General features: G+C 33.0%; 18 protein-coding genes and 1 pseudogene. 12 read left to right on the top strand and 7 right to left on the bottom strand.

The genetic code is table 11. The features are described 5' to 3' along the window. Nucleotides 1-107 precede the first annotated feature (107 nt). Nucleotides 108-1,469 (top strand): APC family permease, encoded by a 1,362-nt coding sequence (locus tag QMO72_RS02465; protein ID WP_103267024.1) that lies wholly within the window; start codon nucleotides 108-110, stop codon nucleotides 1,467-1,469. A 248-nt stretch (nucleotides 1,470-1,717) separates the two neighbouring features. Here QMO72_RS02465 and QMO72_RS02460 read toward each other — a convergent pair whose 3' ends face one another. From QMO72_RS02460 to QMO72_RS02445, 4 genes are all read right to left on the bottom strand, one after another. Next, nucleotides 1,718-2,890 carry an MFS transporter gene (locus tag QMO72_RS02460; RefSeq protein WP_069822969.1) on the bottom strand — a complete coding sequence of 391 codons (1,173 nt, stop codon included), beginning with the start codon at nucleotides 2,888-2,890 and terminating at the stop codon, nucleotides 1,718-1,720. Between the two features lie 242 nt (nucleotides 2,891-3,132). Then, entirely contained in the window at nucleotides 3,133-3,903 is a 771-nt protein-coding gene (locus QMO72_RS02455) for an ABC transporter permease (RefSeq protein ID WP_069822970.1), read from the bottom strand. Next, complete coding sequence (locus QMO72_RS02450; protein ID WP_103267025.1) at nucleotides 3,900-4,550, bottom strand: ABC transporter ATP-binding protein; 651 nt, start codon at nucleotides 4,548-4,550, stop codon at nucleotides 3,900-3,902. Before QMO72_RS02450 ends, QMO72_RS02455 begins: the two co-directional genes overlap by 4 nt. 158 nt (nucleotides 4,551-4,708) lie before the next feature. Next, entirely contained in the window at nucleotides 4,709-5,488 is a 780-nt protein-coding gene (locus QMO72_RS02445) for a CPBP family intramembrane glutamic endopeptidase (protein ID WP_103267026.1), read from the bottom strand. A 192-nt stretch (nucleotides 5,489-5,680) separates the two neighbouring features. Between QMO72_RS02445 and QMO72_RS02440 the strand changes: the two genes are divergently transcribed. Then, nucleotides 5,681-7,267, top strand: coding sequence for an FMN-binding glutamate synthase family protein (locus QMO72_RS02440; protein ID WP_103266347.1), 1,587 nt, complete (start codon nucleotides 5,681-5,683; stop codon nucleotides 7,265-7,267). 73 nt (nucleotides 7,268-7,340) lie between these two features. Here QMO72_RS02440 and QMO72_RS02435 read toward each other — a convergent pair whose 3' ends face one another. Beyond that, nucleotides 7,341-7,853 (bottom strand): thioredoxin domain-containing protein, encoded by a 513-nt coding sequence (locus QMO72_RS02435; RefSeq protein WP_103266346.1) that lies wholly within the window; start codon nucleotides 7,851-7,853, stop codon nucleotides 7,341-7,343. A gap of 209 nt (nucleotides 7,854-8,062) precedes the next feature. Here QMO72_RS02435 and QMO72_RS02430 point away from each other — a divergent pair, with 209 nt between their 5' ends. The 3 genes from QMO72_RS02430 to QMO72_RS02420 all read left to right on the top strand — a co-directional run bounded on the left by QMO72_RS02430 (nucleotide 8,063) and on the right by QMO72_RS02420 (nucleotide 11,513). Continuing rightward, complete coding sequence (locus QMO72_RS02430) at nucleotides 8,063-9,139, top strand: M42 family metallopeptidase (protein ID WP_103266345.1); 1,077 nt, start codon at nucleotides 8,063-8,065, stop codon at nucleotides 9,137-9,139. A 363-nt stretch (nucleotides 9,140-9,502) separates the two neighbouring features. After that, complete coding sequence (locus tag QMO72_RS02425) at nucleotides 9,503-11,020, top strand: NAD(P)H-binding protein (RefSeq protein ID WP_103266344.1); 1,518 nt, start codon at nucleotides 9,503-9,505, stop codon at nucleotides 11,018-11,020. Between the two features lie 13 nt (nucleotides 11,021-11,033). Beyond that, on the top strand, nucleotides 11,034-11,513 hold the full coding sequence (locus QMO72_RS02420; protein WP_103266343.1) for a TspO/MBR family protein: 480 nt from the start codon (nucleotides 11,034-11,036) through the stop codon (nucleotides 11,511-11,513). 89 nt (nucleotides 11,514-11,602) lie between these two features. Here QMO72_RS02420 and QMO72_RS02415 read toward each other — a convergent pair whose 3' ends face one another. Continuing rightward, nucleotides 11,603-12,028, bottom strand: coding sequence for a pyridoxamine 5'-phosphate oxidase family protein (locus tag QMO72_RS02415; RefSeq protein WP_103266342.1), 426 nt, complete (start codon nucleotides 12,026-12,028; stop codon nucleotides 11,603-11,605). A gap of 100 nt (nucleotides 12,029-12,128) precedes the next feature. On the opposite strand from QMO72_RS02415, the gene QMO72_RS02410 reads away from it, so the two are divergent. Together QMO72_RS02410 and QMO72_RS02405 are read left to right on the top strand one after the other, a co-directional pair. Then, nucleotides 12,129-12,497: a YbgA family protein gene (locus QMO72_RS02410; protein WP_103266341.1), complete on the top strand. Its 369-nt coding sequence runs from the start codon at nucleotides 12,129-12,131 to the stop codon at nucleotides 12,495-12,497. Nucleotides 12,498-12,523: 26 nt separating this feature from the next. After that, nucleotides 12,524-13,900 (top strand): cryptochrome/photolyase family protein, encoded by a 1,377-nt coding sequence (locus QMO72_RS02405; RefSeq protein ID WP_103266340.1) that lies wholly within the window; start codon nucleotides 12,524-12,526, stop codon nucleotides 13,898-13,900. A gap of 123 nt (nucleotides 13,901-14,023) precedes the next feature. On the opposite strand, the gene QMO72_RS02400 is transcribed toward QMO72_RS02405, so the two are convergent. Further along, nucleotides 14,024-14,842 (bottom strand): SDR family oxidoreductase, encoded by an 819-nt coding sequence (locus tag QMO72_RS02400; RefSeq protein WP_103266339.1) that lies wholly within the window; start codon nucleotides 14,840-14,842, stop codon nucleotides 14,024-14,026. Between the two features lie 240 nt (nucleotides 14,843-15,082). On the opposite strand from QMO72_RS02400, the gene QMO72_RS02395 reads away from it, so the two are divergent. The 5 genes and pseudogenes from QMO72_RS02395 to QMO72_RS02375 all read left to right on the top strand — a co-directional run bounded on the left by QMO72_RS02395 (nucleotide 15,083) and on the right by QMO72_RS02375 (nucleotide 23,193). After that, nucleotides 15,083-16,624, top strand: a complete 1,542-nt coding sequence (locus QMO72_RS02395; RefSeq protein ID WP_103266338.1) for an AbgT family transporter — start codon at nucleotides 15,083-15,085, stop codon at nucleotides 16,622-16,624. Nucleotides 16,625-16,875: 251 nt separating this feature from the next. Then, the gene (gene ppx / locus QMO72_RS02390) at nucleotides 16,876-18,405 is read left to right on the top strand and encodes an exopolyphosphatase (protein ID WP_286093266.1); all 1,530 of its coding nucleotides are present in this window, start codon (nucleotides 16,876-16,878) and stop codon (nucleotides 18,403-18,405) included. 66 nt (nucleotides 18,406-18,471) lie between these two features. Then, nucleotides 18,472-20,630, top strand: a pseudogene (locus QMO72_RS02385) (RNA degradosome polyphosphate kinase). 167 nt (nucleotides 20,631-20,797) lie between these two features. Beyond that, complete coding sequence (gene dsdA / locus QMO72_RS02380) at nucleotides 20,798-22,099, top strand: D-serine ammonia-lyase (protein WP_103266336.1); 1,302 nt, start codon at nucleotides 20,798-20,800, stop codon at nucleotides 22,097-22,099. A gap of 278 nt (nucleotides 22,100-22,377) precedes the next feature. Further along, complete coding sequence (locus QMO72_RS02375; RefSeq protein ID WP_103266335.1) at nucleotides 22,378-23,193, top strand: ATP phosphoribosyltransferase regulatory subunit; 816 nt, start codon at nucleotides 22,378-22,380, stop codon at nucleotides 23,191-23,193. Nucleotides 23,194-23,208 lie beyond the last annotated feature (15 nt).

Here is a 23,208-nt window from a genome sequence, read left to right as displayed (position 1 = left end):
AAATTCAAAATAAACAAAGTATTCTGATTAGTTTACTATGAATTAATGAGATATTATGCTATGATACTTTTAATTATTTTATTTCATACATTTTCAGGGGTGATTGAGTGCAACAAACAACAAATTTAAAAAAAGTATTAGGTTTAACTGATGTTATGGGGATTGCAATCGGACAGATTATAGGGGCAGGGGTTATGTCACTCACTGGCATAGGAATTCAAATGACTGGTAGCGGCATCACACCAGCATTTATTTTATCCTCTATTATAACGTTACTAACAATGTTTCCTATAGCAATTTTAGGTTCAACATTACCTACAACAGGTGGAATGTATCAATATACAAGTCGTTTATTATCTCCAAAAATTGGAGTATTTTGGTTACTACTTTTCATTTTCATACAAATCACATTATCTCTCTACGCACTTTCATTTGCTCAATACCTTGAAGGTTTGTTCCCTAGTATACCAATTAGAACAGCTGCATTTGTGTTATTGACACTTCTATTTATAGTGAATCTTGTAGGTGTAAAATCAGCCTCTATCGTTGGTAATTTAATGGTTATTACCTTAATCATTGCACTTTCATGCTTCATCATTTTTGGTATGCCTCATGTTAACTTTAGTGTATTCACACCGTCTTCAATGTTACCTGATGGTTTTACAGGATTCTTTACTGCGGTAGGATTAGTATCTTTTGCTACAGGTGGCGCTCAAGTTGTAGCTGAACTTGGTGGGGAAATGAAAAACCCTAAACGTGATATACCTATTGTTATAATAGTTGCGACGATTTTTGTAGGTTTACTGTATGCATTTATTGCGTCAATAGCTGTCGGCGTATTACCTATACCGGAAGTTGCAGGGAGACCATTAACAAGCGTTGCCAAAGAAGTATTACCTACACCCGTTTTTATTTTCTTCATGGTAGGTGGTGCAATGTTTGCCTTGGCAACCACATTAAACTCTACATTTACATGGGTGACCAAAAGTTTACTTATCGCCATACAGGATGGTTACTTACCTAAAGCTTTAGGTAATGTAAATAAACGCTTTGGAACACCTCATTGGTTATTATTCATTTTTTATATTATAGGTGCTTTACCTATTATTTTTGGTATGTCTTTAAATGTTGTTGCTCAACTCGGTACAGGCATATCACTTATAGTCTTTGCATTTCCAGCGATTGCCGTAACACAATTGCCTAAAAAATATCCTGAAGCTTATCAACAATCTCCATTTAAAATACCGTATCCTATATTGTTAATCATTGCTGTTATAGCAGTTATTGTATTAATTTACCAATCCTATTTGCTCATTTCTGATTTGAAATTAATTTATATTATTGGAACTGTCATCTATATTGCACTTTCAGCATTGATTGCGCACTTTTCTAACCATAAACTGAATTTAAAACTTAATTCAATAAATTTTAATACACCTAAACAATCTAAAGAAACAATTAAATCTTGATTCATTTCCTGCTTTACACTGATTAAAGATTAAAAATTTAAAATAGCAATGAGCATTAAAAAACTTTGAAACTATAATGAGATTAGCCAAATTGAGAACTGAATAAAAAAACCAAACGCTACTTTTAGCGTTTGGTTTGTCTATGCTCTAGCACAAAAGTTTAACTTTTATTTTAAGTTAAACAGGCAGATCAGTTGTTTGATGTTTTTAGAAAACTTCTAAATGTTCAACTTTTGTCCATACTCTATTTATGCATGGTTATATTTTGAAATATTTTTCAAACTCAATACCAAGATAAGCGCCACAATAGCAATTGCAGCAGAGAAATAAGTAGTCGCAAGTACGTTAAGGTTCGACACGACTAATCCTCCAACTATACCGCCAATACCTATACCGGCATTAAGACTAGACATATTCCAGCTCATTACTTGGCTTGTATCACCTTCGACATGCTCGATCATACCACTTTGGATAGCCGGATTAGTGCTCCATTGCATAATGTTCCACATAAATATCACCATTAATAGCAAACCTGTGCCTGGCAAGAATATATTCAATATCAATAGCATGATAATAAAAATAGTTGTGGCAATCGTTAACCAACGCTTACTTGTTAATTTATCTGATAAGAAACCACCCATAGAAGTTCCTATTACACCAGCGATACCATTAATGAGTAATGCTATTGATACAAATGATAAATCATGACCTCCAGATAATATTAATGGATTAATATAAATAAATGTTACTGAATTAGCTACAAGTAATAAGAATGTGATACCTAGGAATTTCACAATTTCTGTAGGTCGTAAAATTTTAGATTTTGTACTTGAGTTTTCTCTATTATTACTCGCTTCAGTAGTCTCTTGAAACATTGGTTTAGGTACATATATAAACATCAACACGCCTACAATAAGACTGACAGCGACAATAAATAAAAAGGTATAACGCCATCCTACAAGATCGCCAATAATTGTCCCAATCGGTACACCAAAGACATTGGCACCACTAAAACCAGAATAAACGATACCAATCATTTTTCCACGATGTTGAGGCGCAGTTAACAATGCTGTTAAAGCAAGAATTTTTACAACGATTAAAGCTGCTGCTGCAGATGATAATATACGGCCCAACACTAAAATTGTAAAATTCGGTGCTATTGCAATAATAACGTTACCCACAATAAAAATCGCAAGTGCCGATAATAAAACAGGTCTTGGTGAAAAACGATTTGTCAGTTTAACTAATATAGGACCTGCAATTGCAAAAGTGATGGCATATAATGTCACCAACTGACCCACTATAGCTTCAGATACATGAAGATCGTTACTCATTAAATTCATAATACCGGCCACCATCATTTCTACCATACCCACGATAAATATACTTAAAATAAAGGTTATGATACGCATAGCTGACATACTATACACTCCTTTCTCGAATTATTTTTAAAATTTTTCATAACTCTTATATTATAAACCATACGTCAACACATTGACGCTTTATCCTTATGTAAGATTCATACTTTGATGACAGGTTCCTGAGAAAGATATGAACTATATACAACTTAAAATATCTTGCACATAGAAACTCCCCTTTAATACACTTGCATTAAAGAGGAGGAAATATGATTTATAACAATATCCTGATTTCATTTTCATAACTATTTTTCTTTCAATAAATCTCGACCTATAAGTTGATGACGTTCATTGAAAAATTGTTTATAACTTAAATAGGTTGCAATAAGTGCTGACATAATTGTCGCTGTGGTATGAATAAATACCACCATTAATTGAAATTTAACTGCATCTAACGGTGCAACACCACCAATGATTAAACCTGTCATCATACCAGGTATAGATACAATACCATAAGTTTTTACCGAGTCGATAGTTGGTACAATTGCAGTCTTTACACTATCACGAATCGTTGCTTTAGAAGAAATTTTGGGGTTTGCTCCTAATGCCAATTTCGCCTCAATTTGACTCATTTCTTTTACAAATTCTCTATCTAAATTCTGATATGCCAAATTGATTGCAATCATCCCATTGCTGCCTAACATTCCAGCTACAGGTATCAGTTCATTAGGTTTAAATTGAATTGCTCCAGTTAATATAACACCTGTTAAAGGCAATGCCACCCCAATAAAAATCGCAATGAATGATATCCAAAAAACATGGTGCATTACAGGTGATGCCCTACCTATCGTATTCCAAGAAGCATTTATAATGATGACTAGCACAAATAAGAGTAAGATCCATTTTTGGTTCACATTAAAGATAAAATGCAATAAATATCCCAAAATCACAAGCTGTACGACAGCTCGTATCGTGGCAACAAGTAAATCTTTAATAATATGTAATTTCTCTTTATACGATACAATAATTGGAAAGAGCAACAATAATCCTGTAAGCGCTAATGCAGTTGTACTCATCGTAAATGCTCCTCCTTCTCAATTTTGCCATCAACGAGTCGAATACGCTTTTTAAAATGCCTCATACTTTGATTATTACTATGTGTAATCCACAACACAGAGATGCCTTCTTCAGCTAATTTAAATATAATTCTTTCAATATTTTCGCTATTTTCAGTATCTAAAGCACTTGTTGCTTCGTCTAACAACAGCATTTTAGGTGTATACATCAATTGTCTAGCGATTGTAATACGTTGACGCTCTCCACCTGATAACCGCTCTAAGCGAGTATTCAAATGATAATGTCCTAATCCTACTGCTTTCAGTAATGACTTGGCTTTTTTTCGATCAAATTTATCATCCCTCGCAATAGATGGAAATGCCAAATTTTCACCTATGGTTCTATCAAATAAATCACTTTCTTGTAGCAAATAACTGATATCCATGCGTAATCTTTCCGGGTTAATTTGATTGTATGCTTTGCCGTTTAAATATAATTCACCTTGCGTAGGACTAATTAAATTACTAATAAGGCGTAACAAGGTGCTCTTACCGCTTCCAGAAGGCCCTATAATAGCAATTGTGTCACCTTTGTCTATCTTTAGATTAAGATCATGAATAATGACTCGATTGTCTACTTTATACGAGATATTTTCTAATTTTAACATCTTATACCCTCCTATAATTGATGCGCCATTTAAATGATATACCTAACAGATAACGTTATAATAAAGCATTACTATATGCTTTATTAACATGACAAATCACTATCATTCTGATTGCTAGGATATTTAAGTCTTTATAAACAACGCTATGCCTTATACTTTTATTTAAAAACGATTGTAGCTATAAATGAAATGAAATTAATTAATGCATGTAGCGAAATAGATACCGCCAAATTCATACCACTCTTAAGATAAACAAAAACGAGACCTGTAGCGATAATGATATATCCACCAATTTCAAATGGAGAAGTTGCTCCCAATACGTGAATACTTGCAAAGAGAATTATAGAAAGCGTTGCTGCCAAACTATATGTAATTTTTTTGCCTAATTCATGAATGATTAAATGTCTAAATAATAATTCCTCAATGATAGGTGTAAGGATTACAATATCTAAAAACACTAACGGTAATAGCCACTCCTCTTTAAACATACCGTTTATTTCTTTTTGATTCTCTGTTACACCATACTGCAATGCTTTAGGTAAAAAGGTGATTAACCACTCATATATAGGTGATAAAATAATAATGAACATATAAGTCACTATTATAAGTAATGTATATCTAGTTACATTTTTAAATCGCTTTATCCCAATATAAGCAATCCCCTCTTTACGATGAAAGGCATAAAAACTTAATAAAATAATGAGTTCAGCAACCAATCCACCTAAAATTGTAATTGTATTAGTCGAAACTAAAGCTTCATTTTTCACATTTAAGGTCAACATTATAGTGTAGAGAAAAAGAAATAACATTGTAGGAATAATAGTATAACTAATTATATAAATAGGAATTAACCAAAAATCTTTTTTTACAACTTTATTTTGTCGCCAAACATTCATTTCATCTGTAATATCTCTTTGTTGTTTTAATTGTTCTGTCATGTAAATAAAACACCTTCCTCAATAATATATACAATATATCATGATTCATTCTAAATATGTACATTCTATAAAACGAAAGTTTATATATTATTATAAAAAATATAATATTAAAAGATATAATTTTTCCTTTGAGAGAATTGTTGTAATATTTGTTTTTTGTTGTAGTATATACATAAATAGGAGGGGTATGAAATGGCTATATTAACTGTATTGCAATTCATCGTGAATATTACTATTGTTCTATTTTTATTGAGTATGCTCATCATTGGCATACTATTACTATTTAAAGATAAACGTCAAAAACAACATAGCGTGTTACGAAACTATCCTTTACTTGCACGTGTACGTTACTTTGTTGAAAAAATAGGCCCAGAACTCCGACAGTATTTATTTTTAGCAGATACTGAAGGTAAGCCCTTTTCACGTAATGACTTTACTAATATTGTTATTGCAGGAAAATACAATACACGCATGACGAGTTTTGGTACGCAACAAAAATACGAAGATGGCTTTTATATTCAAAATACAATGTTTCCACTTCAAACGACTGAATTACATATTGATCAATCACCTATGATTTCAACGTTTGTATACCAAATTGATAATGAACGTTTATTGGATCGTGAAGAACATCGTAATCAAGCTGAAATAGATCCCTATTATTTATCTGATGAAGATGCCATAATACTCGGTGATGAGCTTAAGTATCCTTTCAAATTGAAGCGGTTAGTCGGTCAATCTGGTATGAGCTATGGCGCCTTAGGTAGTCACGCCATTACTGCGCTTTCAAAAGGACTGGGACGCGCTGATACTTGGATGAATACAGGTGAAGGTGGATTGTCAAAATATCACCTTTCAGGGCGTGCTGATATCATCTTTCAAATAGGTCCTGGTTACTTTGGAGTAAGAAATAAAGCAGGTAAATTCGATTTAAATGCATTTCTACAGCTTGCTAATAATGAAGCGGTAAAAGCATTTGAAATTAAGTTGGCACAAGGTGCAAAAACGCGTGGCGGGCACATGCAAGGCAACAAAGTCACCGAGGAAATAGCAGAAATTAGAAAGGTTGAACCATGGCAAACAATTAATTCTCCTAACCGTTTTGATATTATAGATACGCCAGAAGCATTACTCAATTGGGTAAACGATTTACAATATCACGGTCAAAAACCTGTTGGCTTTAAAATTGTAATCAGTAAAATATCTGAAGTGGAAGCGCTAGTTGATGCTATGATTCAGACTCAACAATATCCAAACTTTATTACTGTTGATGGTGGCGAAGGAGGCACTGGCGCTACCTTCCAGGAATTAGAAGATGGTGTCGGTTTACCATTGTTTACTGCTTTACCTATCTTAACAGCAATACTTGAAAAATATGGAATCCGAGACCGTATTAAAATTTTCGCCTCCGGTAAACTTATAACACCTGATAAAATTGCGATTGCACTAGGGCTTGGTGCTGATGTAATAAATGTAGCTCGTGGGATGATGATTAGTGTTGGATGTATTATGAGCCAACAATGTCATATGAATACTTGCCCTGTCGGAGTAGCAACGACTGATCCTAAGAGAGAAAAAGGTTTGAGTATAGATGAAAAAAAATATCGCGTAACTAATTTTGTTACGAGCTTACACGAGGGATTATTTAATATCGCAGCTGCAGTTGGCGTAGAATCTCCTACAAAGATATCTAAAGAACATATTATTATTAAAAAGAAAGATGGCGGCATTCAATCCATCCAAGACTATAAATTAAAATTAATCGAATCTACTAAATAATATAAAAGACTCTATGATATGCGTCAGTATCCAACATACTGTCCATAGTCATAGAGCTTATTTTTATGAAAAATTATGCTTCATTTATTTGTTGTACCAATTTTGATTCGATAACACTTTGTGTATCTTCTAAGGGATTAAACTCAAACTTCTTACCATTAATAAACACTGTTGGAATTCCATTGATTCCCCTTTCAAAGGTTTCTGCATGAATTGCCAATGACCGCGCATCTGCCGAATTTTGAGGTGTTAATTTAAATTCTTGCTCCATTTTTTCTTCAATGGCTGCAAAGCTGACTTTCCATTCTCGTTGCGTATCATATAATTTATGAATGATTTTTAATGTTTCTTCTGGTTGGTGATAATCTAAATAAATATTAGCAATTGTACCTTTTAATAAACCTTGCTTTGTTTTATCAAAGTGTTTGATGACGTGTTTCACTTGTCCTTGCTCTATAAGCGGTTGCAGCGTTTTATCTGCAGCTTTAAAATAATTTTTACAATAAGGACATGCAAAGTTTATAAATGATTCTACTGTAATAGTTGCATCCTCCGAACCAAATGTAAGATGTGTTATTTCTGTCATATAAAAATCCCTCCATTCTTCTTATATTTATATTGAAACATGGCTATTTATTTATTGCACACTTTTAGTCTTACTTTCCCGCTCGGATTTAAACTAAAGTTTGTATTTCTTCATCCTAGTATTTATCAACAGTTGTGATATTCAAATTACTATATATTCAATGACTTCATGGTAAAATAAAGTTATCAAATTTTAATGGGAGGAATTATATGAACAAGTCAGTAAAATTATTAAAATCTTTAACAGATGTTGATGGTATTGCCGGACATGAAATGGACGTTAAAGCGCTAATGCACGATTATTTAGAACCAGTGAGCGATGAAATTGTAGAGGACAATTTAGGTGGCATCTTCGGTAAAAAAACAGCAACTAATGGTACTAAAACTTTAATGGTTGCTGGTCATTTAGATGAAATAGGCTTCATTGTTACTAAAATAGATAATGAAGGCTACTTGAAATTCACACCTATTGGTGGTTGGTGGAATCAAGTCATGTTATCTCAAAAAGTAACTATTACTACTGATGATGGCAGAAAAATTAGAGGCATTATCGGTTCAAAACCACCCCATGTATTATCTCCTGAAGATCGTAAAAAAAATGTCGATATGAAAGAAATGTTTATTGATATTGGTGTTAAAAGTAAAAAAGAAGCCGAACAATATGGTATTGAGGTCGGTAATATGGTCACGCCTTATAGTGAATTTGAAACTTTAGCAAATCAAAAATATTTAAGTGCTAAAGCATTTGATAATCGCTATGGTTGTGCATTAGCTGTAGATGTATTACAAAATCTCAAAAATGAATCAATTGATGTGAACCTTGTCTCTGGAGCAAATGTACAAGAAGAAGTCGGTCTTCGTGGTGCGAAAGTTGCAGCAAATAAAGTAAAACCAGATCTAGCAATCGCAGTTGATGTTGCAGTGGCTTACGACACACCAGGTATGTCTGGTCAAGTAAGTGATACTGCACTTGGTAATGGACCAGTTGTAATTATAATGGATGCATCAAATATCGGTCATGTTGGGTTTACCAAACATATTAAAGCCGTCGCCCAAAAACATAATATTTCAATTCAATTAGATACAACTGCTGGTGGCGGTACAGATGCCGGAAGTATTCATGTAGCCAATGAAGGTACGCCAACTGTGTCTATTGGCGTAGCATTACGTTATATGCATTCAAATGTTTCTGTACTACACACAGATGATTACAAAAATTCTGTCGCCTTAGTCACTGAAATTGTTAAGTCATTAAATGATGATGTTATTGATCAAATTATTTGGTAATACTGTGCTGTTATTCATATATAATATTTCGCAGTCTAAATCTACGTTTCATCTATTATATTAATCATTGTGATAATCACTTACAACTTTTTGTAAGTGATTATTTTTTGCTTTATTTTCCTATAAGTCTCTCCCTATCTAATATTTTCTTATAGAATCTATTTTAACCATTTTATTTAAATTTAATGTATTACATTACATGTTTCCTCCCCTTAATAAAGGGAATATTTTTATGAATTAAGTGTATAATTTCAATGGATTATCCAAATAAATTTGAATCAATTACTTATGATATTTTACTTTTCTTCAATATTCTGAATAATGATTGTCTTAATAGAATTGCGATATAGAGGAGCGTGAAGTATGCCGAAAATTTTATTAACAGGTGCTTCGGGTTACATCGGTGGCCACCTTAAAGAAAATCTCAAAAAAAATCATGAAATAGTTGCTATTTCAAGGAATATAAAAAATAAGAAAAACGAAAAAAATGTGACATGGAAAGCTGCAGATCTATTTGATTTAGATGAAATAAGCGAGGTAATGAAGGATGTTGATATCGCAATTTATTTAGTTCATTCGATGATGCCATCAGCCAAGCTTACGCAAGCTAATTTTGAAGATATGGATGCTTTACTTGCGGATAATTTTGCTAGAGCTGCAAAGCAAAATCATATTAAACATATTATTTTCTTAAGTGGTTTAATTCCAAACACTGACACTTTATCTCCCCATCTTAGAAGTAGATTAGAATGCGAAAAAATACTAGGTTCTTATGGTATACCTGTTAGCACACTAAGAGCTGGTCTAATTATCGGTGCCAAAGGAAGTTCCTACCCCATACTCAAAAAACTCGTTGAGCGATTACCATTACTTGTTTTACCTGCTTGGTCCTATAACATGACATTACCTGTTTCAATTAATGATGTTATCAATGGCCTCACAATCTTAGTTGACAGACAGCCTAAACAAAACGAGTCCATTGATATCGGGGGCCCTGAACATATGACGTATAAAGCGTTATTTAGACGTACCTCCCGCGTACTCGAAAAAAACTTACCTATGATTGATATCCCAATCATACCGATATGGTTAAGTAAATATTGGGTAAAAGTGATTTCTGGGACTTCAAAAGAAATGGTATACCCTTTGATGGATAGTCTAATTCACGACATGACTAGATCACAAAAACACACTGTAAATGACATTTCAATTGGTAAAATAAATTATGAAGAAAGTGTTGAGCGTGCACTCAAAGAAGAAGAAAAGCAAAAATCAAACAAAATTACGAATAGCAAAAAACAGTTTCAAATCAAAGATGTTAGAGCCATTACACGTATCAAAGTGCCTCACGACTATACAATAAACCATGTAGCAAACGAATATTCAGATTTTTTAAGACGCTTTACCTTTAATTTTGTTAAAAGCGAAATTAATCATAATTACTTTAAAATAAAAATACCCTTACTCAATAAATTATTATTACTACTAAAAAAAGATCATGAAGCATCTAATACTAATAGAGTTCTATATAGAATTATTGGTGGTGACTTTGCTTATTCAACAAATGGTGGTAAAGCAACGTTGGAATTTCGACGCATCTTAGATAGCGACAAAGCCTTAATTGCGCTGCAAGAATACCAACCTACATTACCGTGGTTTGTTTATACTTTAACGCAAGCTAAAATTCACAAAAGCGTAATGAATATTTTCGCACGAAAAATGAATACACTCGCAAAATCAGACTTCGCTCATACTCATAATATTAAAATTACGAAAAAGTTAATTCAAAATCTTAGCATTTCATTGGGGGTTATCACTATTTTAATAACATCTACAAAACTTTTACCCATAAAAAATAAAGGGTTTAATATCAAACACTAAGGAGCGTGTCATTTTGTCTATAATTCCTAATATATTCAGAATAGCTTTACCCCTCATAGGCGGTAAACTCATTGGTACATATGCAGTAAAAAACGCACGTGCAGATTTAAGAAAAACAAAAAAACCCCCTTTTTCACCACCTGGCTATGTATTTCCTATCGTTTGGTCTATATTATATACATGCATGGGTATTGCATATACCGTAGCCAAAAATACTCAAAATAATACTACACACATTACAAGTGCACATTATACACAATTAGGATTGAATTATTTATGGTCCTTGTTATATTTTAAATTTAAACTACGTGGTTTCGCTTTAATAGAGAGCTATATGCTATTATTATCAGTTATTGTTATGTGTATGAAGTTCTTAAAAGCACATAAATTTAGCGGCTTAATTATGATGCCTTATGTATTATGGTCTACATTTGCGAGTTATCTGACTACTGGTAATTGGTTATTAAATAAAGATAATCCTAATTATCACTAATTCGTCAAAGCATATAAAAATACATTCTAAAAAACGTTCAATTTCACCTATTCCTAAGTGAAATTGAACGTCTATTTATCAGCGTTAAATTACTCAAATGTAATTGTTTGTGGTGTATCTATATCATCATCATTCATAACTTTTATTGATTTTGGTGTTATTTTTAGTACGCATAAATCAGTATCTTCTTTAGAATCAAAAAATGTTTTATCTTGCTGTTCCCATAACCAATCAATCGTTGCTTGATCTTTAGTGATTTCAACAAACCCATCTATTTCAAGAAAACTGCGATTGTTCATTTCATCATATCCAAGTAAAACATGCGTTCTAGGATTATCCTTAAACGCTTTAACTTTAATAGAATGAATACTTGTCTTAGTATAAAGTGTCAGACCGTCATTGTAGAACACCATATACCTACTACGAGGTACATTATGATGTGCCGTTGATAAGACGCCAATCTTTGATTGACTTAATATATTGTTTATAGTTGAAAGTATTTTATCATTGTTCATTTTTTAATTCACCTCTCTTTAATCATTACCCTAAAAATGAATTGCAAACACCCTATTTAAGTTTGCAAAGACACACTAAATTGTTTATAAGGAGCTATTTATGAAAGAAAGACAAAAAACCGAGCATTTATGGCGTACAGAAAAATATAATGTTCTATGGCATAGTCATAAAAGTTATTTATACATACGTGAATTATTAAAAAAGAACGCCTCATATCCAGTAGTTAAGACTGAAATTAAAATAGCTTTAAAAACGCCTACGACAAAATCCAATGTCATGAATGCAGCTGATCATATGTGGGGATACTTCAAAAAACGAGCATCACCTGAAGAAAAAAATCATTATTTAGAACTTAAATCTGCTTTTAAAAATGATGAAAAAGATGAAGAAGTACTGAGACTATTTTTAAAAACATTAGCGCATCAATATCAAGTCGAATATTTAATTGAAAGTACAATACTAAAATAATTTAACAGGCAAGGAGGCGTATTATTATATATTTAGGAGTCTTACTTAATCGTGTTTTTAGAATGAACAATAATCCATTATTTAATTATGTATTCGATAATCAAGATAAAATCAAAAAACTATATCTTATTATACCTTTAGAAGATCTTTCGGATGCTGGAAAAGCAAAGCAAGATTATTATGAAACTGTAACAAGCGGGTTTATTAACTCTTTACATCAACATAATATTCATCCTTACATTGTCCCGTATGAAAATTTACCGACATTGGCTACTCAATTAGAGTTAAGTCATATATTAATAGGTAAAGATATCATGAGTTATCATCATGACGAATATGATTTCCCACATCTTACATCATATTTCACTAACTTTAATATAAAGGTGATTGGCAAACGCGTGAACCATTACTTTAAACCTTCAAGTACTTTGAATAAGCAATTACAGCCTTATAAAATTTTTATAAGTTTTTATAAAGCCAACAGAAAATATATCACAAATCGTTCAAGTAAAAATTATGATTTAAAACAATTAAGCCAAATCTCAGAAAAAGGTTCGAATCAAAGTAAACAATCTTTACGTTATACACAAGACTTAGAGGAAATGGCACAAAAAGATTGGCAACATTTTTTGGATGTTGATATTTCTTCTTATAAAGATTTAACCAATGATATTTCAAGCGATTATGTGAGCGGGTTGAGTATTTATTTAGCTTTTGGATTAGTTGATATTCAGGAAATCCTTAATGATTTATTAAATGGTTATGATAGTGATGAAGTTAATTATGAAGCATATATAAGAGAATTAATGTTTCGCGAATTTTATTATATTTTGATGACTTACTATCCAGCCACTGCCACTCAGTCATTCAACAAAAAATACCGTAATATACAATGGTCAGATCATACTCAAAATTTTGAAGCTTGGAAAAATGGTACAACTGGATTTCCAATTGTTGATGCCGCAATGCAAAAATTAAAACAAACTGGTTTTATGCATAATCGTCTAAGAATGATTGTATCTCAATTTTTAACAAAAGATTTATTTATTGACTGGACCCTCGGTGAATCTTATTTTAGAAAATATTTAATTGATTATAATAATGCGTCTAATGTTCATGGATGGCAGTGGTCAGCGTCAACAGGAACAGACGCAGCACCCTATTTCAGAATGTTTAATCCCGTTAGACAAAGTGAGCGTTTCGATTTACAAGGATATTTTATTAAATCACGATTATCTATTTTTAAAAATATTCCTAGTAAGTTCATCCATGACCCTACAAGTAATGAAGATATACTAAAAAGTGAGCATAATATAACATTAGGTACAGATTATCCAAAAGCACTGATAGACCATAAACTGAGTAGAGATTTAGTTATCAAAACCTTTAAAAGCTTCAAATAAAATAATTATAAATAAAGGTTATCTCGTTTAAAATACGAGATAACCTTTATTGTGTCAAAAACAAAAATATTATTTCTTTAAGTAAACATACCCATTTAAAATCTAAAAACAATAACACTTTCACTATTTAATGGTTTGTTGCCAGCTTTTATCACTTAACATCTCGCCCGGCCAAGTATAGGCCATCACACCACCGTCTATTGTAATTGACTCACCTGTGATAAATGAGCTATCATCCGAAGCTAGAAATGCTACGAGTTTCCCCACTTCCTCTGGTGTGCCTAATCTACCAAGTGGTGTCACCCATTTTTGATTTTCTCTGAAAGCTTTTCCAGCTTCATCTTCAGCCGTCCCTGTAAGTTTATCTACAAGTGGTGTTTCAATTGTTCCCGGTGCAATTGCATTTGCTCTAATATTTTCTCGACCATATTCAATCGCTGTTGAACGTGTAAAGTTCACAACGCCACCTTTAGCAGCATTATATCCAGAACGATTTAAATCTGCCGCATGGCCTGAGAATGAAGCAGTATTGATTATAGAACCCCCTTGATCCATCATCATTGGAATAAAGAATTTCGTCATTAGAAATGTACCTCTTAAATCAACACCCATAATTTTATCGAATACTTCAACTGGATATTCATGTATACGTCCAGCAGCATTGTCCACCCCTGCATTATTAAATAAAATATCTATTTTACCGTAGTCTTCTTTAACTGATTCGGCAAAACGTTCTACAGCATGTTCATCAGAGATATCGACAATATATCCTGAAGCCTTTTGACCCGCTTCATTAATTTTTTTCACAACATCATGTACTTTGTCAGAAACATCTGCTGCCAACACATGTGCGCCCTCATTAGCCAAAATTTGGGCTGTTGCTGCGCCAATTCCCGTACTTGTACCAGTAAGTACTGCCACTTTATGATCTAATCTTCCCATTGATAATCACAACTCCTTTATTATTATCACATCATTACTTGTATTTCCTTTCTACAGGTTACTAAAACGTCTTACCCCTATTCTCCTTAATAATCTATAGCGAATCGCTTTTAAATCACGTCAAATTTATCTTAAAAGCAATAAACAATTATTTTCCATCTATAGTTTTTTCTGAATTTTCATTCTATTTACATACATAATTTGATATAATTTCGTTAACTTGTTTGGGAGGTCGGTACAATGGCTAATAACTCGAAAGCAAAGATATCTTTTATAAATAGGTTTTTAAACATTGTTGAAAAAGTAGGAAATCGGTTACCAGACCCAAGTATTTTATTTTTTTTAATGTGTTTAGGTCTCGCTATACTTACATGGCTTGTCTCCTTATTTCATATTAATGTTAAACATCCCGGTACTGGTGATACGATCACCATTAAAAGTATTTTAAGTAAAGATGGCCTCACGATGATTCTTAACGATGCCATTAAGAATTTTTCTGAATTTCCAGTACTGGGGTTAGTACTCGCAGTTATGCTTGGTATCGGCGTTGCTGAAAAAACAGGTTATTTTGATAAGCTCATGGTTCAAGTTGTACATAAAGCGCCTCAAAAAATTATCATACCCGTTATTATACTGATTGGCATTTTGGGAAATGCCGCTGGTGATGCTGCTCCAATTGTATTACCTCCGCTTACAGCAATGGTATTTATTAAGTTAGGCTATCACCCTATCGCAGGACTAGCGATGGCCTACGCCGCTGCTATCGGAGGCTTTTCAGCAAATTTCATGATTGGTATGTCAGATGCTTTACTCTATGCATTTACGGAACCTGCTGCAAAAATAGTTTCCGATGATGTACATATCAATGTAGCTATGAATTGGTATTTTATTGCTGCCAGCGTCATCGTATTATTACCTGCTGTTTATTGGGTAACCATGCGTTTTGTTATTCCAAGACTCGGTAAATTCGATGCATCTCAGTCTGATATTCAGGTGGATGATGCCAATTCCGGTCTGACACCACAAGAGAATCGGGCGGTATTTTGGGCTAATATTAGCTTTTTTGTAGTTATCGCACTAATCATTATCTGTGCTATACCGCAGAATAGTTTTTTAAGAAATGCAAAAACTGGCAGTTTACTGAATGATGCTCCAATTATAAACGGCGTTGGATTACTCATCTTAATACTATTTTTAGTACCTGGACTAGTCTATGGCGTTATGATGAAAGAATTCAGAAGTACAAAAGACTTAGGTAAAATGCTTGCTGACTCAATGTCTTCTATGGGTTCATTTATCGTTATCGTATTCTTTGCTGCTCAATTGCTCGCTTTTTTAGAATGGAGTAATTTAGGTATTATTGTAGCTGTTAAAGGGGCTGCCTTGCTTCAAGGTCAAAATGGTGTCGTACTCATTTTAGGTATCATATTATTAAGCGCTATGATTAATTTACTTATCGGTAGCGCCTCTGCTAAATGGGGCATTTTGGCTCCTATTTTTGTACCGATGTTGATGATTGTTGGATTTCATCCTGCTTTTACGCAAATGCTTTATCGTATAGGTGATTCAATCAGTAATCCAATAACTCCAATGATGCCTTACTTACCCTTGTTATTATCTTATGCACAAAAATATGATAACAATATGAAATTAGGCTCGCTATTATCTAGTTTAATGCCCTATACCATTATTCTAAGTATTATTTGGCCATTATTTATGATTGTTTGGTATTTATTAGGATGGCCACTTGGTCCCGGAGGTCCATTAATGATTAAACATTAAACACTATACTATATTTTTATACTAAATAAGCAATCAGGAGGCATGCTATTGCGTAGCATAGAACCACCTTCCTCTCGGTTGCTTATCTTACTTTTTTAGCTTTAATACATATTAAGTCGTAAATGTATTCTAATTTTTATTTAATTACAATGAATAGATTGGGCACAAATTATTTTATTTACTGTAATATTAAGGTGATAAACGGGTAAACATATACATAAAAGTATTTAACCGTATATGTATAGGAGGCAATCATGGAACGTATAGGATTAATAGATATTGGTTCGAATACCATTAGACTTGTTATTTTTGAATTTGACACTAAAACAGGATTAAACGAAATATTAAACATAAAAACGCCAGCCAGATTAAGTCAATACTTAACTCCAGATCTCTCTATGAACGATGAGGGTATTTCAGTATTGACCAAAGCATTATATAGCTTTAAAAAGGTGGCTGAAAAATTCAAGGTGAATGAATTACATCCTGTTGCTACAGCAGCCATCAGACAATCTTCAAACCGTGACACTATTCTTACTTATATAAAAAAAGAACTCGATATCCATATTAAAATAATTCCAGAAAAAGAAGAAGCTTTTTATGGTTTCTATGCAATTACGCATACAACAGATATTAATGATGGCATCTCTGTGGATATTGGTGGTGGCTCGACTGAAGTCACTTTGTTTAAAGATAAAAAATTAGTAGAAGCGTACAGTTTTCCATTTGGTGTCGTTACACTAAAAAGAAAGTTCTTTGAAAACAAAGAACATAATGATAAATCAGCAATAAAAGCTATGGAAAAATTTATTTCAAAACAATTTGATCAACTTGCATGGATAAAAAATCAAAAAGTTACATTAGTTGGTATCGGAGGATCAGCACGTAATGTAGCACGTATTCATCAATCTGAACATGCCTACCCTATTGGGGGCGTACATAATTATACAATGGTTGAAGATAATATTGAGGAAGTCTATTCAATTATCAAAAAAAGCTCGCGAGATGAGTTAAAAGATATCGATGGATTAAGTAGAGATCGCGTGGATATTATTTTACCGGCTGTAGCCGTATTCAAGACTTTATTCAATAAAATGAATGCGACACAATTTACCTTTTCACGTAAAGGTTTACGTGAAGGTTATGCTATGAAATTAATTAGTGAACGTCACCCTGAAGAATTTAAAAAAGAAAATATTAGAAAAGATGCCTTATATCATTTAGCTAACGAATATGGTATTGAAGAAGAAAGTGCTGAACAACGTGCTAAATTAGCCTATTCTTTATTAAATCAATTGATAGCTTTAAATCTATTAGAAGTATCTAGAAATGAAATGAGATTATTTGCTGAAGGTGCTTTTCTGTATTACTTAGGTCGCTTCATAGATGCTGATTCAAGTTCACCACATACGTATTATATTATCGCCAATTCAATGATCGATGGCTTCCCTCATGAAGACAGAGTAAAACTCGCACTACTTGCCAGTTTCAAGAATAAATCCCTTTTAAAATTCTTTAGTCATGAAACAAAATGGTTACGTGGTAAAGAGCTCGATAATATTCAATATTTAGGTGGCATTATTAAATTCGTGAACGCTTTAAATATTTCACACACGAATTCAGTTGATCGCATTGAGTTACAACACAATGACGACGGTTATACGTTATATGTTTACTATTCTGGAGAACCTATTGCAGAAGAATACCAGGCACAAAGACAGAAAAAACATATTGAAAAAATATTAAAAACGGAACTGTCTATAATCTTTACAAAATCTTAAAATTCATGTGCTATGTTATATGTAGCACAATATGTAATTTAGACTATAAGAGGTGTAAAAAGCGCTATGCAGAGAAATTTGGGAGAAAAAGATTTTAATTTACCGCAATATTATAATAATAGAGAATTGAGTTGGTTGGATTTTAATTATCGCGTATTACGAGAAGCCAAAGATAAAAATAATCCTCTCCTCGAACAACTTAACTTCATTTCAATTTTCAGCTCTAACTTAGATGAATTTTTTATGGTTCGTGTAGCTGGCCTACAAGATCAAGTTAAATTGGGATACAACAAACCTGAAAATAAATCGCAGTTAACACCATTACAACAACTTAAACAAATTAAAATTAAAAATAAGAAAAATGTAGAATTACAATACATGCGTTATAATGAATTAGTGGACGAATTACGTCAGTATCATGTTGAAATTGTTAAACCAGACGAACTCCCTGAGTCACTTCTACCACAATTACAATCAGAATTTACAAAGGATATACTACCAACGCTTACACCACTAGGTATTGATGCGTATCATCCTTTCCCAAATTAAATAATAAAAGTTTAAATATCTTTGTTGATATAGATACTGAGGATACAATTAACTCAGCAATTGTCCAGATTCCATCGCTAATACCTCGTTTTTGGTCATTAAATCAAGGTGAAAAGCAATATATTATCATGGTCGAAGATATTATCACTTACTTTATTAATGATCTATTTACAGGATATGAAGTATTAAATACTTTTACTTTTAGAATAACAAGGAACGCTGACTTAACTATTCATGAAGATGGCGCTGAAGATTTATTAATCGAAATAGAACGCTTCTTAAAAGAGCGTAAAAGCGGTACAGCTGTACGTTTAGAAGTAGATGGAAGACATGCCACCAATGAAGATATTCTTTGGATTATGAATCAATTAGAAGTCAATGATGAAGATGTATACTTCTTGAACGGACCCTTAGATTTAACCATGCTTTTTGACTTAGTCGGTCATTTATCCCATAAACTAAATCATTTAACACACAATAAATATGTACCTCAACTACCTAGAGATTTGGGTAATGAAAATATATTTGACGTTGCTTTAAAACAAGATATTTTCTTCCATCATCCTTATGAGTCATTTGAACCGATTGTTGACTTTATCCGCGAAGCTGCCGATGACCCGAACACAATTGCAATTAAGCAAACCTTATATCGTGTAAGTAAAGATTCTCCTATTATTAATAGTTTGAAAGTAGCCGCTGAAAAAGGAAAGCAAGTCACCGTACTTGTTGAACTTAAAGCACGTTTTGACGAGGAAAATAATGTACATTGGGCAAGGATGTTAGAAGATGCTGGATGTCATGTGATTTATGGCATGACTCACTTAAAAACACACAGTAAAATTTCACTTGTCGTTAAACGCATTAATAACACACTAACTTCTTTTGTCCATTTAGGTACTGGAAATTACAACGATAAAACTGCGAATATTTATACCGATATGGGCTTAATTACAACTGATAAGGAAATCGCGGACGATGCAATCAAATTCTTTAATTACTTAAGCGGATACTCAGTCAAACCTATTTATAACAAACTTATCGTAGCACCCTTTGATATCAGGGATGTCTTTTTAGAACGTATTGAATGTGAAATTAGAGCCCATCGTCAACATGGCAATGGACATATCATCATGAAGATGAATTCTTTAACAGATAAAGATATTATTCTTCAACTATTTAAAGCTTCATGTGCAGGTGTTAAAGTTCAATTAATCATTCGTGGCATTTGTTGCTTAAAACCAGGGATTCCTGGCATTAGTGAAAACATTGAAGTTGTTAGTATTATCGGTCGCTTCCTAGAACATTCTCGTATTTATTATTTCCATAATAATGGTGATGAAAAAATCTATCTATCTTCTGCGGATGCCATGACACGTAATATGATTAAACGTGTAGAGATTTTGTTTCCTATCGAAAGCAAATCTATTGCTAAACGCTTATTAGATTACTTGCAGCTTCAATTATCGGATAATCAAAAAGGACGTTATCAAGATCAATATGGAAATTATCATTATATAAATAATAACGCGTCGCCTTTGAACTCCCAAGCTTACTTGATGAAAGAAGCTACAGAATGCGGATTAGAATTCAAAAATGAAATTACGCAACCTCTAGGATTGCCTGTCAATTCAAAGCATAGTTGGTTTTCTAAAATTCGTAATTCTTTCAAAAAATAAGTGTAATTATTATCATTACCTTTAAATCAAGAACTGATAGAACATCTTTATGACTCATCTATCAGTTCTTTTTATCGTTGTTAATCTTTATCTACTTTTATCTGAATTTGCTATAATTTTTATTGTAAATGTATAAAAAATTGACGATAACTTATTGGAGGATTTTCATGACAGATTACACACAGCTAAAAAAAGATTTCCCTTTAATTAATGACATAGCTAACTATACGCCTATTTTTTGGAAGAATCCTAACTTTAGACACTCTGCATCTTTCCCCTTCTCAATCCATGATATTAAAGATTCCGCTGCCCGTCTTGATCGTTTTAGCAGTTATATTCGTAAGGTTTTTCCAGAAACTGAGAAAGACCAAGGCATCATTGAATCACCACTCAAACAAATACCAAATATGCACAGCGAACTCGCGCGTACAGAAAAATTGAGAAGTTCTGGCAAATTGTGGTTAAAGTGTGATAGCCACCTCGCTATATCAGGGTCAATTAAAGCACGTGGCGGCATATATGAAGTGCTAAAATTTGCTGAGACTATCGCCATGAAACATGGCAACCTCAAATGGACAGATGATTATGCTAAATTAGACGAACCCTATTATAAACAATTATTCAGCAAATATAATATCTCAGTTGGTTCTACTGGAAATTTAGGCCTGAGCATCGGAATGATGAGTGCCAAGCTAGGCTTCAGTGTGACTGTACATATGTCTAGTGATGCACGCCAATGGAAAAAAGATTTGCTACACGCTCGAGGGGTTAACGTTATCGAACATCAATCCGATTATCAATTCGCTGTAGCAGAAGGTAGAAAAACAACTAAAGATGATCCAAATTGTCATTTTGTAGATGATGAAGGTTCTGTAGATCTTTTCTTGGGTTATACAGTCGCTGCGCTACGCCTCAAAGCACAATTAGAAGCTCAAAATATTCAAATTGATGCTCAACACCCACTATTTGTTTATTTACCATGTGGTGTCGGTGGAGGACCTGGTGGAGTCGCATTTGGATTAAATAAAATATTGGGTACACATGTCTATTGTGTTTTTGTAGAACCTACACATGCGCCCTGTATGGTGCTTGGTATGATGACACAGAAACATGATCAAATTTCTGTATCAGATATCGGATTAGATGGTCGCACAGACGCAGATGGGCTTGCAGTATCTCGCCCTTCCCGTTTAGTTGGACAAATCATGAACACGCTATTATATGGTTCGTGTACAGTAGAAGATAATCAAATGTACAAGTACTTATATATGCTACATCAAAAGGAAAATATTTTTATAGAACCTTCTGCTGCTTCAGCTTTTGCTGGTATTTCAAGCGCAATCAATCAAGCGTTAATAGATGGTATTCCTATAGAAAATGCTAATCATATCGTTTGGGCAACAGGTGGTCATATGGTTCCTCAAGAAGAAATGCAAAAATATTTAGACTATGGTCACAGCCTTGTTTAAATAGACTACACTTTTTAATATGAAATATTAAATGTCATAATCCATGGTAAAGTACCACACACAAAGCGCTAGGCCGAACAGCTCATTGGCTTAGCTTTTTGTATATATTTTGTAATCACACACTTAATCATAGATATAATGCACCGCAAATATAAAGCATCAGCATTATTTTCAGAATATTTATTGAATTTAAAAAATAACTGTGTTAAAGTATTGTTTATCGCAAATACTTTAGTTCGGTAGAGAGACAAAGTAAATAAATAAGAGGTGGTCATACCATGAATACAACAACTTTAATCAAAAATAAAGAATACGAATTAGCATTTTTAAAACATTTTCAACAAGCTGGATATCATCTTGTAGATTTCAGTTTTATTGAGTCCTTGTCATGGCAAACACTTACAACTGATGATTTACAACAAATGACTGAGCGTAGTTTCTGGCAACATGACCATCATATCTTTGCACTCCGCAATGATTTTACCGATCAACTGTTACGTTATTACAGCAATTACCCTCCGCAATATCAAAGTGTCGCATATACAGGTCCTATTGTTCGTGATAATGATGTGTATACTCAGCTAGGTATCGAACATTACAATCCAACGATAACTGATATGCAGAATGACTTTACAATATTTTATGATTATATTAAAACAACGCTCAATGATGATATAGACTTTGTTATACTCGGTCACTATCAATTAATTGATTTACTCTTAACTCCAAAAGAACAGAGTTCATCAATATTAAAGTTAATACAAGAACGCAATATATCTGAACTGACATCTCAGTTGAGTATCTCACACCCTATAGTTCAGCTATTAACCACAAAAACGACAGAACAATTAGATTTATTAAGTCAACTCTTCCCACACGATCACCGTACGATTCAAGCTTTACGTCGTTGGGAACAATGGTTTAAATCACAAAATATTACTGACATTCACTTAGATATTACCCCTCAGCCACCACGTTCATATTACAAAGGTGCATTTATGAGATGTCATCTTAAAAATAATAAAACACAGCAATTAACAGGAGGATTTTACAAAGGTGAACTAGAAGGATTTGGACTCGGATTTATACTTTAACTTATATTTCAAAGG

Source organism: Staphylococcus casei (assembly GCF_030294405.1).
Taxonomy (GTDB): domain Bacteria; phylum Bacillota; class Bacilli; order Staphylococcales; family Staphylococcaceae; genus Staphylococcus; species Staphylococcus succinus.
The sequence above is the reverse complement of the archived record's forward strand: the minus strand, read 5'-3'. Positions and strand labels throughout refer to the sequence as shown.